The following is a 16,215-nucleotide window of genomic DNA, read 5'->3' as shown; positions in this document are numbered from 1 at the left end:
CGCGACTTATCCTCGAATGGCCCAGAAGGCCAGGTTCAAGCCCGGGAATTCCCCAGCGACGTGGAACGCGAAGCCACCGGAATGAACCAGTTGTTTCCAGTGCTCGCTGCCACGGTCGAGCTCGTAGTAGGTGGAGCCTGCGTGATACGGCAGCTGCCGTGGCGCCACCGGCAGCGGCAACAGGCCGATGCCCGGCAGCTGCAGGTTGACCAGATCACGGATGTGCTCCACCGAGCCGACCTTGCTCTGCTGGGCGAAACGCCCGCGCAGGGTTTCCCCGGGCACGTCGGCGCGCACCACCAGGATGAAGCTGGCGCTCTCCAGCAGGGTGCGGTCGGCCAGCATCGCCACGTGCACGCCGTAGGCTTTCTCGACGATGGGGATCGGCGTCGCCTTGCTGTCGATCAGCATCGACAGCGCTTCGCGCAGGGCCTGCATCACCGGAGCGAAGCTCAGGGCCAGCTCGTCGTGCTGGTACTGCGGGTACTCGGCGGGGCGTCGAGTGCTGTTGGAGAAGGTCGAGAATTCACCGGCCAGGCTCACCAGTTCGCTGTACAGACGCTCGGGGTGCAGCGGGCTGATCTGGTTCAAGTGGCTGACCAGCGGCTGGGCGCGGTTGACCAGTTGCAGGAGCATGAAGTCGGCAATTTCCGAAGCACCGCCGGCGCCCGACGCCACCACGCGCCCGGCCAGGGCCTCGCCACGCTGGTGCAACAGGCCCAGCAGCTCGCTGCGAAACGCGCTCAGCGGCTTGGATGCGGCCACATCCAGCAGCGGCGGGATGTAGCTGTCATCCAGCACCAGGGCGCGGTCGGCGCGCTTTTCCTTGATCCGCACCACGCCGACGGCGGCGTAGTCGCTCAGGCCATCGGCGGCCGTGAGCAGGCGCAAGGCGCGGGAGCCCACGGCCACCGGCGCACGGTTTTCGAAGGGGGCGTTGTCGTCGCGCACCTCGCGCACCTGGCTCAGGTAGCGGGCGCCGCCCAGCTCCTCGCCTTCGTCCACGGTATCCCGGGCGCCGGCGCGCTTGAGCGGCAGCGCCAGGTACACCAGGCCGTCGCGCAGGGTGTCGTCGATGCTCAGCGGGCTGGGCGCCAGATCGTCATGGGGAATGTTGAACGGCGTACCGTCGGGCAGCAGGCCACGGGCGCTGACGATGGCCAGCTTGCCCTGGGCCAGCAGGCCCTGATCGATCCGCAGTTCGGAAAAGCCCCAGGCCCCCGCCGACAACGGACGGCTGCGGGCGTCGATGAGGTTTTCCAGGTAACGGTCATGCTGCTGGAAGTGCTGGGTTCCAATGAACATGCCTTCCGACCAGACCACGCGATTGTTCCAGGACATGGTTGCTCCGTTTGCCTATTGGGCAGGGCTGGATGGGGACGCCGCGAGCTCGGCGCTGACTGCGCGGACATCGAGGCCGATCTGATAGCTGTTGTTCAGGTGCGCGGCGGTATTGACGCTGACCCGCCACAGGGCCTGATCCACTTCGCGATAGCCCACCAGCAGGCCGACCTGACGGGTGGCCGGATCCAGGGTGCGCTTGAGGCTGAACTGGTCGCCGGGCTTGACCAGCACTTCGTCCTGGTCGATCAGGTCCGGGCCGAGGGTGGCCGGGGCCCGCTCCGCCAGGGCGAAGTAGTCGGCGCGCATGAAGGTGGCCGGGTTCTTCAGTTCGAAGATCCGCACCCGCACCGGCGTGCCCTGGCCGTCGGGGCCGGGGTTGAGTCCGGCCACGGCCTGGAAATGCAGCTCCACAGTGGTGGCGCCCGGCTCGGCTGGTTTGCTCGGCTCGGCAGGCGCCGGGGTGTCCTTGGCACAGGCCGCCAGTACCAGCATGGCGACCAATGTCAGCAATCGTTGAATCATCCTGCGTCCTCAATGACGTGTCAGCTGTCCGTGTATCCGTGGGTTCGGGGGAGGTTCCAGGCGCGCTCAGGAACGGCGCAGGCGCTGGGTGTGCTCTTCATAGGCGCGACTGAACTCGCGACCGAAGAGGTCCTGGAAATCGTCCTGGGCCTCTTGGGAAATCTGCTTGTAGAGCGCGGTGAACTGCTGCCAGTTCTGCGCCTGGCGCGAGCCGCTGAACAGGTTGCCCAGGCCACCGGGACGGGCCATGCGCGCTTCCAGCTCGGCGGGTTCGAAACGCCCGAGCAAGTGCTTGATGGCCGCTTCCACGCCGGCCATGACCGCCAGCTGGTGGGCCCGCAGGTCATCGAAGCTGTCCTGCACCGCCTGGTCCGGGGCCATGAACGCCTGGTTGCTGTGGCGCAGCAGCAGGAGCATGGCCTCGTCGACATTGGGGGCGAACTTCAGCGGGTTGTTTTCCACCGGGCGGATCATCGTCTGCTGCATGCGGAACTCGCCCTTGAGGCTGCTGCGCGCCCGCAACACATCGATCAGGCCCTCGACCATCAACCGGTAGCTGCGGCCCAGGCTTTCCATCTGCGCCTGGGCCTGCTGCGGGTCGATGCGCAGCTGATCCAGCCCGGCGCCACGCAGAAAGGCTTGCAACAGGTCGACCTGCGGCGCAACCGGCGCCGGAGCGGGTGCCGCGACCGGCGCCTGCGGTGCCTGGGCCGTGGGCGGCGGAGCGACCGCAGCAACAGCAAGCGGCGGCGCCGCGACCTCGACCGGCCGCGGCTGCGGCTGCGGCTGCGGCTGCGGCGGTTCTGCACCGAACAGGCCGATGCCGGCAAACGGGTCCGGCGCAACAGGCGCGGTCAGGGGCGCCGCCTCCGGCACCGGGGCCGGGGCCGGAATCGGCCGCGCCGGCGTATCACCGAACAGGTCCCAGTCTTCCGGAATCAGCGCCCCGCCCTGGGGTGCCAGGGGCTGTGGCGGTGGCACCGGCTGGGGCACGGCGGTGGGCGTCGGCGGGCGAAAATCGTGCTGCTCGGCGGGTACATGATCCGGCTGAGTGGCCGCAGGCGTGGCGCTCGGGGTCAGGAAGTCGAACAGGTCGGGGAAGGTGTCCTGGGCCGATGCGCCCTGAAAATGCGCCACCGGCGCCATGGCGATCGGCTCGATGGGCGTTGGGGCTACCGCTTGTCGGCCCATCAGCGCCTCGAAACTGTTGGAGCTGTCCCCGGAAAAAGCTTCAACCTGGGCGCGGTTGAGACTGAAATCGATGCGCGCACTGATCTCGTAATCGCCAATGCGGATGACCTCGCCATCTTCCAGCGGCTCGCTGTTACCCCGGCGCATGCGAATACCGGCACGGACTAACTCCACACCATTGGTACTGTTATCGGTCAAGTAATAACGGCCATCCTTGTATTGAATGACACAATGTCGCGCCGAAACTAAGCGCTCGGGATCGGGAAGTACCCAGTCGTTATCGGAACTGCGGCCAATTGCCATCATCCCCTGATCCATTAGTTTCTCAGGGCATTGACCAGGGGTGATCTTGTGATAACTAGTGATAGTCAAACACAGCGACATTTCGCCTCCTTGCTGTACTTCCGCGTGCGAACCGGTGCCGGGAAAAAAGTTCCGTAAAAAAATGAAAAGTCCGCAAAAAATCCTTTAAACAGCACCGTTCACAGCATGTTCGCTCAACTTGAACCGCACAGATGACAAAAGCTCTGCGCCCCGCCTCAATCTGACTCGCCGGTCAGGGAACTAAGTAAGTCGACATAACAGTGTCACGCGGGGCGAATAGCTTACCTTGACAAGCCACAACTACTACACCAAAAATGCACAACTTCTTGAACACGGATGATGGCTCACTAGTATCAACGAGTCCATGTTTACCAAGAAATGTGCGCGAGTTCACAAACAACTAGTGCATTAATTGCCTGACTGTCCTGCAGGCTGATAGGGAGATCGAACCAGGTGGATGTACCGATGTTGCTCGCCGCCATTTCAGCAACTTCGCCTTGTGGCGAAGATCTGGAATATGACGCGGATTTCCTGCACTTGGAGCGGGCCGCACAAGGTCAGCCCGAGCGCAGCATGGGCGACTCGATCCTCCCGGCCGAGCCGCCGGACTGGCGCAGCATCCAGCAGCAGAGCCTGGACTTGCTGGCCCGCAGCAAAGACCTGCGCATCACCCATTTTCTCGTGCAGAGCACCCTGGCCCTCGAAGGCCTGCCGGGCCTGGCCACCTGCCTCGAACTGATCAACGGCCTGCTCCGCGATTACTGGGCGGACCTGCACCCGCGCCTGGACGCCGATGACGACAACGACCCCACGGTGCGCATCAACGCCCTGGCCGGCCTGGCCTCCGACACCACCATCGGCCTGCTGCGCGAAGCCCAGCTGACCCGTTCCCGGACCTTCGGCCCGGTGACGGTGCGGGCCGCGCTGAACGCCGCCGGCCTGCAGCACTTCTCCGGTGAAAGCCTGGGTTCCGACCACCTGGCCGGCGCCCTGCAAGACAGCGACCCCGAGCACCTGGAGGCCATTCGCAACGCCTTGAGCAACGCTCGCTCGGCCGTCGAAGCCATCGAAAAGCAGGTCAGCGAACAGGTGGGTTCCGCCAGTGGCGTCGACCTCACGGCCCTCAAGCAACCGCTGCGCCTGGCGCTGCAGGTGCTGGGCCAGCATGCCCCGCAAACCGGCGACAGCGCGGCCGATGAACCCGCCGAAGCCGCCGCCAGCGAAGCCGGAAACGCGCCCGTGGCGCCCGCCGCAGCGCGGATTTCCGGCGAGATCAACAGCCGCGACGACGTGCTGCGCAGCCTCGACCGGCTGCTGGCCTACTACAGCCGGCATGAGCCATCGAGCCCGCTGCCGGTGTTGCTCAACCGGGCCAAGAATCTGGTCAACGCCGACTTCGCGGCCATCGTGCGCAATCTGATTCCCGATGGCATGTCCCAATTTGAAAACCTGCGCGGCCCCGAATCCGACTAACCCCGAAGCGGCCGAACAGTATCGTCAGCGGCAACCACCGACCGACGCCAACACCGTCGCAGCAGCGACCAGGAGCACAACGTGGCGAAGCAAAGTTCTCAGAAGTTCATCGCGCGCAACCGCGCGCCCCGGGTGCAGATCGAGTACGACGTCGAACTCTACGGCGCCGAGAAAAAGGTCCAGCTGCCCTTCGTCATGGGCGTGATGGCCGACCTCGCCGGCAAGCCCGCCGAACCCCTGGCGGCCGTGGCCGATCGCAAGTTCCTGGAAATCGACGTCGACAACTTCGACTCGCGCCTCAAGGCCATGCAGCCTCGGGTGGCCTTCCACGTGCCCAACGAGCTGACCGGCGAAGGCAACCTGAGCCTGGACATCACCTTCGAGAGCATGGACGACTTCAGCCCTGCCGCGGTGGCGCGCAAGGTCGATTCGCTGAACCAGCTGCTGGAGGCCCGCACCCAGCTGGCCAACCTGCTGACCTACATGGACGGCAAGACCGGTGCCGAAGAAATCATCATGAAAGCCATCAAGGATCCGGCGTTGCTCCAGGCCCTGGCCAGTGCGCCAAAGCCTGCTGACTCCGAGCCGAACGCGTAACTCAGGACCAACGATCATGACCGAATTGATGCGTGACAATCAGGCCCAACCCGGCGCCACCGAGCAGGCCAGCGAATTCGCTTCGCTGCTGCTGCAGGAATTCAAGCCCAAGACCGAGCGCGCTCGCGAAGCCGTGGAAACCGCCGTGCGGACCCTGGCCGAGCAGGCCCTGGCGCAGACCGACCTGGTGTCCAACGACGCCATCAAGTCGATCGAATCGATCATCGCCGCCATCGACGCCAAGCTCACCGCCCAGGTCAACCAGGTGATCCATCACCCGGAATTCCAGAAACTGGAAAGCGCCTGGCGTGGCCTGCACTACCTGGTCAACAACACCGAGACCGACGAGCAGCTGAAGATCCGCGTGCTCAATATCTCCAAGCCGGAGCTGCACAAGACCCTGAAGAAGTTCAAGGGCACGGCCTGGGACCAGAGCCCGATCTTCAAGAAAATGTACGAAGAGGAATACGGCCAGTTCGGCGGCGAGCCTTACGGCTGCCTGGTGGGCGACTACTACTTCGACCAGTCGCCACCGGACGTGGAACTGCTGGGCGAGCTGTCCAAGGTCTGCGCGGCCATGCACGCCCCGTTCATCGCGGCGGCTTCGCCAACCGTGATGGGCATGGGCTCGTGGCAGGAACTGTCCAACCCACGGGACCTGACCAAGATCTTCACCACCCCGGAATACGCCGGCTGGCGCTCGCTGCGTGAATCGGAAGACTCGCGCTACATCGGCCTGACCATGCCGCGCTTCCTCGCACGCCTGCCGTATGGCGCCAAGACCGACCCGGTGGAAGCCTTCGCCTTCGAAGAGAACACCGACGGCGCCGACAGCTCCAAGTACACCTGGGCCAACGCCGCCTACGCCATGGCGGTGAACATCAACCGCTCGTTCAAGCATTTCGGCTGGTGCTCGCGGATCCGCGGCGTGGAGTCCGGTGGCGAGGTGGAAAACCTCCCGGCCCACACCTTCCCCACCGACGACGGTGGCGTGGACATGAAGTGCCCGACCGAGATCGCCATCTCCGACCGCCGTGAAGCGGAGCTGGCGAAGAACGGCTTCATGCCGCTGCTGCACAAGAAGAACACCGACTTCGCCGCCTTCATCGGCGCCCAGTCGCTGCAGAAGCCCGCCGAATACGACGACCCGGACGCCACCGCCAACGCCAACCTGGCCGCGCGCCTGCCGTACCTGTTCGCCACCTGCCGCTTCGCCCATTACCTGAAGTGCATCGTGCGCGACAAGATCGGCTCCTTCAAAGAGAAGGACGAGATGCAGCGCTGGCTGCAGGACTGGATCCTCAACTACGTCGACGGTGACCCGGCGCATTCCACCGAAACCACCAAGGCCCAGCACCCGCTGGCCGCGGCGGAAGTGGTGGTCGAGGAAGTCGAAGGCAACCCGGGCTACTACAACTCCAAGTTCTTCCTGCGCCCGCACTACCAGCTCGAAGGGCTGACCGTGTCGCTGCGCCTGGTATCCAAACTGCCGTCCGCCAAGGGCGCCTGACCCATAACCGAATCAAACCTGTAGCCGCTGTCGCAGCGGCTACGGAAGCTGAATCAACATCGTGGCGAGTGCCACACAGGGAGAAAACATGGCTGTTGATATTTTCATCAAGATCGGTGACATCAAGGGCGAGTCCATGGACAAAGCCCACAAGGACGAGATCGACGTGCTGAACTGGAGCTGGGGCATGTCCCAGTCCGGCAACATGCACGTCGGCGGTGGCGGCGGCGCGGGCAAGGTGAACATCCAGGACCTGTCGCTGACCAAGTACGTCGACAAGGCCTCGCCGAACCTGATGATGCATTGCTCCAGCGGCAAGCACATCGACAAGGTGCGCCTGACCGTGCGCAAGGCCGGCGGCGAAAGCCAGGTCGAGTACATGATCATCGACCTGGAAGAAGTGCTGATCACCTCGCTGAGCACCGGCGGTTCGGGCAGCGATGACCGCCTGACCGAGAACATCACCCTGAACTTCGCCCAGGTGGCGGTCGAGTACCAGCCGCAGAAAGCCGACGGCACCAAGGACGGCGGCCCGATCAAGTACGGCTGGAACATCCGCTCGAACACCAAGCGCTGATCCGCTGCGGTCGCGGCCCCCGGGCCGCGACCGACCCGCCCCGCGTGCCCGGCGTGGCGCGGGGACGGCTGGCGAGGACCAGGTCCTCGTGAGTCTCTGGTTATGCCCCTTTTCGTGACGTCATGCCCGCGCCATCCGATCCTGGAGCGAACCCTTTGGTAACCGACATCGCCGCCCGCGATCGCTTGCAACCCTCTTTGCTGGATCGTCTGACCGACGATGAACCCGGCAACCTGAAAGAAAGCCCGGACAAACGCGTGCTGTCCCTGAGCCAGCTCAAGGCCTCGGTGCTGCGTGACCTGGCATGGCTGCTCAATACCACGTCGCTGCTGGAAGCCGATGCCACCCTGCATACCCCCGCCGGTACTTCGGTGGTCAACTACGGCCTGCCGGCCCTGGCCGGGTACAGCGCATCAAGCATCGATATCCCGGCCCTGGAGGCCCTGATCCACCAGGCCATCGCCACCTTCGAACCACGCATCCTGCGCAACACCCTGCGGGTCCGCGCGCGCACCGCGCCCGGCGAGATGAACCACAACGCCCTGAGCTTCGAGATCGAGGGCGATCTGTGGGCCCAGCCGATGCCCCTGCGCCTGCTGCTGCAAACCGACATGGACCTGGAATCCGGCCATGTGCGGGTGGTGCATGCCGATTCCCGGAGACGCGCATGAATCCGCGCCTCTTGGAGCTGTACAACCAGGAACTGCACCACGTGCGCGAAAGCGCCGCGGAGTTCGCCAAGGAATACCCGAAGATCGCCAGCCGCCTGACCCTGTCGGGCATGGACTGCGCCGACCCCTATGTCGAGCGCCTGCTGGAAGGCTTTGCCTACCTGACGGCCCGGGTGCAGCTCAAGCTCGATGCCGAGTACCCGACCTTCACCCACAACCTGCTGGAGATCGCCTACCCGCACTACCTGGCGCCGACCCCGTCGATGACCGTGGTGCAGTTGCAGGCCGATCCCGACGAAGGCTCTCTGAGCAGCGGCTTCACCCTGCCCCGCGATACCAGCCTGCGGGCCGCCCTGGGCCGCGATACCCAGACCTGCTGCGAATACCGCACCGCGCACCCGGTGACCCTGTGGCCGCTGCAGGTCAGCCAGGCCGAATACTTCGGCAACCCGGGGGCGGTGCTCGGGCGCCTGGCCGCCAGCGAACCCAAGGCCAAGGCCGGGCTGCGCCTGACCCTGCGCACCGGCGCCGAGCTGCCGTTCAACAGCCTGGCCCTGGACTGCTTGCCGCTGTACCTCAACGGCAACGACGAACAACCGTTCCGCCTCTACGAACAATTGCTGGGTAACGCCTGCGCGGTGTTCGCCCGCGCCCCGGGCGGCGACTGGGTCGAGCGCCTGCCCCAGGATGCCCTGCGCTCCCGGGGTTTCGACGATCGCGACGCGGCGCTGCCAGTGGTGCCCCAGGCGTTCCAGGGCTACCGCCTGTTGCAGGAGTACTTCGCCCTGCCCAACCGCTTCCTGTTCGTCGAGTTCGCCCAGCTGGGCCGTGCGGTGCAACGTTGCGCCGGCCAGGAACTGGAGCTGATCGTGCTTTTCGAGCGCTTCGAGCAGAACCTGGAAGGCAGCGTCGGCGCCGCCCAATTCGTGCCCTTCTGCACCCCGGCGATCAACCTGTTTCCCAAGCGCCTGGATCGCATCCACCTGTCCGATCGGGTCAACGAGCACCACGTGATCGCCGACCGTACCCGGCCGATGGATTTCGAAGTGCACTCGCTGAGCGCCATCAGCGGCCACGGCACCGGGCCGGAGCAACCGTTCCTGCCGTTCTACGCGGTGCGCGACCCGTCCCGCTACGGCCGCGACCAGGCCTACTACATCGTCCGCCGCGAGCCGCGAGTGCTGTCCAGCGACCAGCGCCGCAACGGTCCGCGCTCGACCTACATCGGCAGTGAATCCTTCATCAGCCTGGTGGACAGTCGGCAGGCGCCCTATCGCCACGACCTGCGCCAGCTCGGGGTCAGTGCGCTGTGCACCAACCGCGACCTGCCGCTGTTCATGAACGTGGGCAGTGGCAAGACCGATTTCACCCTGGCCGACAGCGCCCCGGTGCAGGCCATCCGCTGCCTGGCGGGGCCGAGCCGGCCGCGCCCCAGCCATGCCCATGACGGCAAGGCCTGGCGCCTGATCAGCCAGCTGTCGCTGAACTACCTGTCGCTCGCCGAACAGGGCCAGGGCGCGGCCGCCCTGCGCGAGCTGCTGCGCTTGTATGGCGACAACAACGACGCGGCCCTGCAATTGCAGATCGAGGGCCTGCGGGAAGTCAGCAGCAAAGCGGTGACCCGGCGCCTGCCAATGCCCGGGCCGATCGTCTTTGGCCGGGGCCTGGAGATCACCCTGGAATTCGATGAAAACGCGTTTCGCGGCACCGGGGTGTTCCTGCTCGGCGCGGTCTTCGAGCGCTTCCTGGCACGTTACGTGTCGATCAACAGTTTTACCGAGACGGTGATCCGTACCACCGAACGCGGCGAGATCATGCGATGGAAAGCCCAGCCCGGACGGCGTCCGACTCTTTGAATACGCTGGCGGCGATGCACGCCGAGCCCTGGGAGTACGACTTCTTCCAGGCCCTGCGGCGTATCGAATGCCTGTCGCCACAACTGCCGCGCTTCGGTCACTCGTTGCGCCTGGCGGACGATCCTTTGCGCCTGGGCCAACAAGCCGACTGCACCTTTGCCCCGGCCACCCTGGCCTCGGTGACCCCCGGCAGCGACGGCGCGGCCACGCGCCTGGAGCAGTTCTTCTTCGGCCTCGGCGGACCCAACGGCCCCTTGCCGCTGCACATCACCGAGTACGTGCGCGAGCGCCAGCGCAACAACGCCGACAGCACCAGCAAGCGCTTTCTCGATGTGTTCCACCATCGCCTGCTGAGCCTGTTCTACCGGGCCTGGGCCGAAGCCCGGCCGACGGTGAGCCACGACCGCCCGGACGACGACTACTGGTCCGCGCGCCTCGCCGCCCTGAGCGGCCGGGGCATGCCCAGCCTGCTCAAGCAGGGGCTGATTCCCGACACCGCCAAGCTGCACTACAGCGGCCACCTGGCGGCCCAGACCCGCTACCCCGACGGCCTGCGGGCGATCATCGGCGAGTATTTCGGCCTGCCGGTAGCGATCGAGGAATACGTCGGCCAGTGGCTGGAGCTGCCCGAGCGCAGCCGGCTCGGGGTCCGGTCCCACCAGCTGGGGGTGGACTTCTGCCTGGGCAGCCACGTCTGGGACCGCCAGCACAAATTCCGCATCCGCCTGGGGCCGCTGAAGCTCGACGAGTACCTGGGGATGCTGCCCGACGGTGCGCAGTTCAAGGAACTGGTGGCCTGGGTCGGCGAATACCTGGGGCATGAACTGGACTGGGACCTGAACCTGGTCCTGCAGAAGGACGAAGTGCCCAAGCTGCAACTCAACGGCCGCCAGCGCCTGGGTTTCAACACCTGGCTCGGTCAACCCGGCAGTGATGCCAAGGATCTCATTCTGGCCCGGCACTACGCCGATCAGGCCACTACCTCACAAACACCAAGGAGCACAGAGCATGGGTGAAATCAGTCGCGCGGCGCTGTTCGGCAAACTCAACAGCGTTGCCTACAAAGCCATCGAGGCCGCCACGGTCTTCTGCAAACTGCGGGGCAACCCCTATGTGGAACTGGCCCACTGGCTGCACCAGTTGCTGCAACTGACGGATTCGGACCTGCACCGCATCATCCGCCAGTTCAACCTGGAGCCGGCGCGCCTGGCCAAGGACCTGACCGAAGCCCTGGACCGACTGCCCCGGGGCTCGACCTCGATCACCGACCTGTCGTCCCACGTCGAGGAAGCGGTGGAGCGCGGCTGGGTCTATGGCAGCCTGATGTTCGGCGAAAGCCAGGTGCGCACCGGCTACCTGGTGATCGGCATCCTCAAGACTCCGAGCCTGCGCCATGCGCTTTTGGGGCTGTCCCGGGAGTTCGACAAGATCAAGGTCGAAACCCTGTGCGAACGCTTTGACGAATACATCGGCGACTCGCCGGAAAACGCCCTGAGCGCCAGCGACGGCTTCAATGCCGGCGCGGTGCCCGGCGAAGCCAGCGGCGCCATGGCCCCCAGCGCCCTGGGCAAGCAGGAAGCCTTGAAGCGCTTCACCGTCGACCTCACCGAGCAGGCCCGCAGCGGCAAGCTCGACCCCATCGTCGGCCGTGACGAAGAGATCCGCCAACTGGTGGACATCCTCATGCGCCGCCGGCAGAACAACCCGATCCTCACCGGCGAGGCCGGGGTCGGCAAGACCGCGGTGGTGGAAGGTTTCGCCCTGCGCATCGTCGCCGGCGACGTACCGCCGGCGCTCAAGGATGTCGAGCTGCGCAGCCTCGACGTCGGCCTGCTGCAGGCCGGCGCCAGCATGAAGGGCGAGTTCGAACAGCGCCTGCGCCAGGTCATCGAGGACGTCCAGGCCTCGCCCAAGCCGATCATCCTGTTCATCGACGAAGCTCACACCCTGGTGGGTGCCGGTGGCGCCGCCGGTACCGGCGACGCGGCCAACCTGCTGAAACCGGCCCTGGCCCGCGGCACCCTGCGCACCGTGGCCGCCACCACCTGGGCCGAGTACAAGAAGCACATCGAGAAAGACCCGGCCCTGACCCGGCGCTTCCAGGTGGTGCAAGTGGCCGAGCCGTCGGAAGACAAGGCGCTGCTGATGATGCGCGGCGTGGCCTCGACCATGGAACAGCACCATCAGGTGCAGATCCTCGACGAAGCCCTGGAAGCCTCGGTCAAGCTGTCGCACCGCTACATTCCGGCGCGCCAGTTGCCGGACAAATCCGTGAGCCTGCTGGACACCGCCTGCGCCCGGGTCGCCATCAGCCTGCACGCGGTGCCGGCCGAAGTGGATGACAGCCGCCGGCGCATCGAGGCCCTGGAAACCGAGCTGCAGATCATCGCCCGGGAACAGGCGATCGGCGTGGCCATCGGCAACCGCCAGGTCAACAGCGAGAACCTCCTGGCCGCCGAGCGCGAGCGCCTGGCCGAGCTGGAAAGCCGCTGGGCGCAAGAGAAGACCCTGGTCGACGAACTGCTGGCAACCCGCGCCCAACTGCGCGAGAGCGTCGGCCTGGTGGACAGCGACGTCGGCGATGACAGCCACGGCCTGCGCGAGAAGCTGGTGGACCTGCAGCAGCGCCTGAGCGCCTTGCAAGGCGAGAGCCCGTTGATCCTGCCGACCGTGGACTACCAGGCGGTGGCCTCGGTGGTCGCCGACTGGACCGGGATTCCGGTGGGGCGCATGGCCCGCAACGAACTGGAAACCGTGCTCAACCTCGACCAGCACCTGAAGAAACGCATCATCGGCCAGGACCACGCTCTGCAGATGATCGCCAAGCGCATCCAGACCTCCCGCGCCGGCCTCGACAACCCGAACAAGCCAATTGGCGTGTTCATGCTGGCGGGCACCTCCGGGGTGGGCAAGACCGAAACCGCCCTGGCCCTGGCCGAAGCCCTGTACGGCGGCGAGCAGAACGTCATCACCATCAACATGAGCGAGTTCCAGGAAGCCCACACCGTGTCCACCCTCAAGGGCGCCCCGCCGGGCTACGTCGGCTACGGCGAAGGCGGCGTGCTCACCGAAGCGGTACGGCGCAAGCCCTACAGCGTGGTGCTGCTGGACGAAGTGGAAAAAGCCCACCCGGACGTGCACGAGATGTTCTTCCAGGTGTTCGACAAGGGCGTCATGGAAGACGGCGAAGGCCGCATGATCGACTTCAAGAACACCCTGATCCTGCTCACCACCAACGCCGGCACCGAGCTGATCGCCAATGTCTGCGGCAACCCCGCGGACCTGCCCGAGCCCGAGGAAATCGCCAAGGCCCTGCGCCAGCCATTGCTGGAGATCTTCCCGCCGGCGCTGCTGGGGCGCCTGGTGACCATCCCCTACTACCCGCTCAGCGACGACATGCTCAAGGCGATCACCCGCCTGCAACTGGGACGGATCAAGAAGCGCGTGGAGAGCACCCACAAAGTGCCGTTCGACTTCGACGACGGGGTCGTCGACCTGATCGTCTCGCGCTGCACCGAAACCGAAAGCGGCGGCCGGATGATCGACGCCATCCTCACCAACAGCCTGCTGCCGGACATGAGCCGCGAGTTCCTGACCCGCATGCTCGAAGGCCAGGCCCTGGCCGGGGTGCGCATCAGCCAGCGGGACAACGAACTGCACTACGACTTCAGCGAGCCAGCCTGAGAGTCAGCGGCAAGCGGCAAGCCCCAGGCTTGTAGCTAGTAACTTGCAGCTTGCCGCTGCCTTCCCCCTTCAACGAGAGCGACGATGTTATTTCAGCAATCCACACGACTGGCACAGGTCAACTGCCCCCTGGGACCGGACGTCCTGCTGCTCAAGAGCATGGGCGGCGGCGAAGAACTGGGGCGCCTGTTCGACTACCAGCTGCAACTGACCTCCAGCGACGCCAACATCGACCTTAACCAGCTGCTGGGCAAGCCCATGGGCCTCAGCGTGCAGCTGGACGGCGGTGGCCAGCGGCACTTCCACGGCATCGTCGCGCGCTGCAGCCAGAACATCGACACGGGCCAGTTCGCCAGCTACCAGGTGACCCTGCGGCCCTGGCTGTGGCTGCTCAGCCGCACCTCCGATTGCCGGATTTTCCAGCACCTGAGCATCCCGCAGATCATCAAGCAGGTGTTCCGCGACCTGGGCTTTTCCGATTTCGAAGACGCCCTGAGCCGCCCCTACCGGGAGTGGGAGTACTGCGTGCAGTACCGCGAAACCAGCTTCGATTTCGTCAGCCGGCTGATGGAGCAGGAAGGCATCTACTACTTCTTCCGCCACGAGAAGGACCGCCACGTGCTGGTGCTGGCCGACGCCTACGGCGCCCACAGCAGCGTGCCCGGCTATGCCACGGTGCCCTACTACCCGCGGGACGAGCAGCAGCGCGAGCGCGACCACCTGTTCGACTGGCACCTGGCCCAGGAGGTGCAGCCCGGCTCGCTGGAACTCAACGACTACGATTTCCAGCGCCCCAGCGCGCGCATCGACGTGCGCTCGGCCATGCCCCGGCCCCACGCCGCCGGCGACTACCCGCTGTATGACTATCCGGGCACCTACGTGCAAAGCAGCGACGGCGAGCATTACGCGCAGACCCGCATCGAAGCCCTGCAAAGCCTGCACGAGCGCATCGAGCTCAGCGGCAACGCCCGGGGCCTGGGCGTGGGCAACCTGTTCACCCTCAGCGGTTTCAGCCGCCAGGACCAGAACCGCGAATACCTGATCGTCGGCATCCGCTATTACCTGGTCCAGGAGAGCCTGGAAACCGGCGGTGGCGGCGGCTCGGCGCAGTTCGAAAGCCACCTGACCTGCATCGATGCCCAGCAGAGCTTCCGCCCCCTGGCCAGCACCCACAAGCCCATGGTCCAGGGCCCACAGACCGCACGGGTGGTGGGCCCGGCCGGGGAAGAGATCTGGACCGACCAGTACGGCCGGGTCAAGGTGCATTTCCACTGGGACCGCCACGACCAGTCCAACGAAAACAGCTCGTGCTGGATTCGCGTGTCCCAGGCCTGGGCCGGGAAGAACTGGGGCTCGATGCAGATCCCGCGGATCGGCCAGGAAGTGATCGTCAGCTTCCTCGAAGGCGACCCCGACCGCCCGATCATCACCGGCCGGGTGTACAACGCCGAGCAGACCGTGCCCTACGACCTGCCGGCCAATGCCACCCAGAGCGGCATGAAGAGCCGGTCGAGCAAGGGCGGCAGCCCGGCCAACTTCAACGAAATCCGCATGGAAGACAAAAAGGGCGCGGAGCAGCTGTACATCCACGCCGAGCGCAACCAGGACATCGTGGTCGAGGTCAATGAAAGCCATTCGGTGGGCAACAACCGCAACAAGAGCATCGGCCACGACGAGTACGTGACCATCGGCAACAAGCGCACGCGCATCGTCCAGCACGTGGATGAGCTGACGGTGGGCGAGAAGAAGCTCGACAGCATCGGCCAGAGCTACGTGATCGAGGTCGGTGAACGCCTGCGCCTGGTATGCGGAGCCAGCATCCTGGAACTCAATGCCAGCGGCCAGATCAACCTGTGCGGGGTCAACATCAGCGTGCATGCCTCGGCCGATGCCGAGATCAATACCGGTGGCGTGCTGCACCTGAACAACGGCGGCGGCCCGGGCACCACCACCGAGGGCCAGGGCGTGCAGGGAGCCATCAGCGCCAAGGCCAAAGCGCCCTTTTCCGCCCCCAAAGGCTAATGAACGGATGCCCATGCCATGACCTATCGCCTCAATGAATTGCAGTTCCAACTGCCTGCCAGCGAACTGCAGGACGCCTCGATCAACATCCTCAAGTTCCCGGCCCTGGGCACTTCGCTGATCGTCAGCCGCAGCCTGCTGGGCGACGGCGAAACCCTGGAGAGCAGCCTGGCCAGCCAGCTGCAGCGGCTGGAACAGCAAGTGCAGGAACTGCGGGTCAAGGGTCCGCAGCCGGTGCTGCTGGGCCCGGCCCAGGACATTCCGGGCCTGGAGCTGCGCAGCCAGTTCAGCAAGGGCAGCGAGCAGGTGTTCCAGTTCCAGCTGGCCCTGGTGCTGCCCGGCACCCGGCAGATGCTCGCCATGAGCTACGTCAAGGCACAGAAGCTCGGCGACGCCGAGGCCGCGCACTGGGCGCAGATCAAGCACAGCCTGGTGCTGGGCTGA

The 16,215-nt window shown here is 65.6% G+C and carries 13 protein-coding genes; 10 read left to right on the top strand and 3 right to left on the bottom strand.

The window, feature by feature from the left end; translation table 11 throughout:
- Positions 1–6: 6 nt before the first annotated feature.
- The 3 genes from tssK to tagH form a co-directional block, all read right to left on the bottom strand.
- Entirely contained in the window at positions 7–1,341 is a 1,335-nt protein-coding gene (gene tssK, locus DNK59_RS13590) for a type VI secretion system baseplate subunit TssK (protein WP_092317672.1), read from the bottom strand.
- A 15-nt stretch (positions 1,342–1,356) separates the two neighbouring features.
- A complete protein-coding gene (tssJ, locus tag DNK59_RS13585) occupies positions 1,357–1,866 on the bottom strand; it encodes a type VI secretion system lipoprotein TssJ (RefSeq protein ID WP_110723508.1) in 510 nt (169 codons plus the stop codon).
- Between the two features lie 66 nt (positions 1,867–1,932).
- The gene (gene tagH, locus DNK59_RS13580) at positions 1,933–3,441 is read right to left on the bottom strand and encodes a type VI secretion system-associated FHA domain protein TagH (protein ID WP_110723507.1); all 1,509 of its coding nucleotides are present in this window, start codon (positions 3,439–3,441) and stop codon (positions 1,933–1,935) included.
- A 393-nt stretch (positions 3,442–3,834) separates the two neighbouring features.
- On the opposite strand from tagH, the gene tssA reads away from it, so the two are divergent.
- The 10 genes from tssA (at position 3,835) to DNK59_RS13530 (ending at position 16,215) form a co-directional block, all read left to right on the top strand.
- Entirely contained in the window at positions 3,835–4,854 is a 1,020-nt protein-coding gene (gene tssA, locus DNK59_RS13575) for a type VI secretion system protein TssA (RefSeq protein WP_092317681.1), read from the top strand.
- Between the two features lie 81 nt (positions 4,855–4,935).
- Positions 4,936–5,451 carry a type VI secretion system contractile sheath small subunit gene (tssB, locus tag DNK59_RS13570; RefSeq protein ID WP_047289994.1) on the top strand — a complete coding sequence of 172 codons (516 nt, stop codon included), beginning with the start codon at positions 4,936–4,938 and terminating at the stop codon, positions 5,449–5,451.
- Between the two features lie 16 nt (positions 5,452–5,467).
- On the top strand, positions 5,468–6,961 hold the full coding sequence (tssC, locus tag DNK59_RS13565) for a type VI secretion system contractile sheath large subunit (protein WP_016963864.1): 1,494 nt from the start codon (positions 5,468–5,470) through the stop codon (positions 6,959–6,961).
- A gap of 88 nt (positions 6,962–7,049) precedes the next feature.
- Entirely contained in the window at positions 7,050–7,538 is a 489-nt protein-coding gene (locus DNK59_RS13560) for a type VI secretion system tube protein Hcp (RefSeq protein ID WP_022641870.1), read from the top strand.
- A 155-nt stretch (positions 7,539–7,693) separates the two neighbouring features.
- Positions 7,694–8,209 (top strand): type VI secretion system baseplate subunit TssE, encoded by a 516-nt coding sequence (gene tssE / locus DNK59_RS13555; protein ID WP_092317684.1) that lies wholly within the window; start codon positions 7,694–7,696, stop codon positions 8,207–8,209.
- Positions 8,206–10,065, top strand: coding sequence for a type VI secretion system baseplate subunit TssF (tssF, locus tag DNK59_RS13550; RefSeq protein ID WP_110723506.1), 1,860 nt, complete (start codon positions 8,206–8,208; stop codon positions 10,063–10,065). Before tssE ends, tssF begins: the two co-directional genes overlap by 4 nt.
- On the top strand, positions 10,029–11,081 hold the full coding sequence (gene tssG, locus DNK59_RS13545) for a type VI secretion system baseplate subunit TssG (RefSeq protein ID WP_110723505.1): 1,053 nt from the start codon (positions 10,029–10,031) through the stop codon (positions 11,079–11,081). Before tssF ends, tssG begins: the two co-directional genes overlap by 37 nt.
- Positions 11,074–13,749, top strand: coding sequence for a type VI secretion system ATPase TssH (gene tssH, locus DNK59_RS13540; RefSeq protein ID WP_110723504.1), 2,676 nt, complete (start codon positions 11,074–11,076; stop codon positions 13,747–13,749). Before tssG ends, tssH begins: the two co-directional genes overlap by 8 nt.
- Positions 13,750–13,833: 84 nt before the next feature.
- Positions 13,834–15,771, top strand: coding sequence for a type VI secretion system Vgr family protein (locus tag DNK59_RS13535; protein WP_092317696.1), 1,938 nt, complete (start codon positions 13,834–13,836; stop codon positions 15,769–15,771).
- A gap of 18 nt (positions 15,772–15,789) precedes the next feature.
- On the top strand, positions 15,790–16,215 hold the full coding sequence (locus tag DNK59_RS13530) for a DcrB-related protein (protein ID WP_110723503.1): 426 nt from the start codon (positions 15,790–15,792) through the stop codon (positions 16,213–16,215).

Origin of the sequence: Pseudomonas sp. TKO26, assembly GCF_003225665.1 — a bacterium.
In the GTDB taxonomy this organism is placed as follows: domain Bacteria; phylum Pseudomonadota; class Gammaproteobacteria; order Pseudomonadales; family Pseudomonadaceae; genus Aquipseudomonas; species Aquipseudomonas saponiphila.
This window is presented reverse-complemented; position numbering and strand designations above follow the sequence as displayed.

Coding starts and splice junctions, on each gene's coding strand:
- DNK59_RS13560 (WP_022641870.1), top strand. CDS start 7,050: ATGGCTGTTGATATTTTCATCAAGATCGGTGACATCAAGGGCGAGTCC.
- tssF (WP_110723506.1), top strand. CDS start 8,206: ATGAATCCGCGCCTCTTGGAGCTGTACAACCAGGAACTGCACCACGTG.
- tssH (WP_110723504.1), top strand. CDS start 11,074: ATGGGTGAAATCAGTCGCGCGGCGCTGTTCGGCAAACTCAACAGCGTT.
- tssJ (WP_110723508.1), bottom strand. CDS start 1,866: ATGATTCAACGATTGCTGACATTGGTCGCCATGCTGGTACTGGCGGCC.
- tssC (WP_016963864.1), top strand. CDS start 5,468: ATGACCGAATTGATGCGTGACAATCAGGCCCAACCCGGCGCCACCGAG.
- tagH (WP_110723507.1), bottom strand. CDS start 3,441: ATGTCGCTGTGTTTGACTATCACTAGTTATCACAAGATCACCCCTGGT.
- tssG (WP_110723505.1), top strand. CDS start 10,029: ATGGAAAGCCCAGCCCGGACGGCGTCCGACTCTTTGAATACGCTGGCG.
- DNK59_RS13530 (WP_110723503.1), top strand. CDS start 15,790: ATGACCTATCGCCTCAATGAATTGCAGTTCCAACTGCCTGCCAGCGAA.
- DNK59_RS13535 (WP_092317696.1), top strand. CDS start 13,834: ATGTTATTTCAGCAATCCACACGACTGGCACAGGTCAACTGCCCCCTG.
- tssK (WP_092317672.1), bottom strand. CDS start 1,341: ATGTCCTGGAACAATCGCGTGGTCTGGTCGGAAGGCATGTTCATTGGA.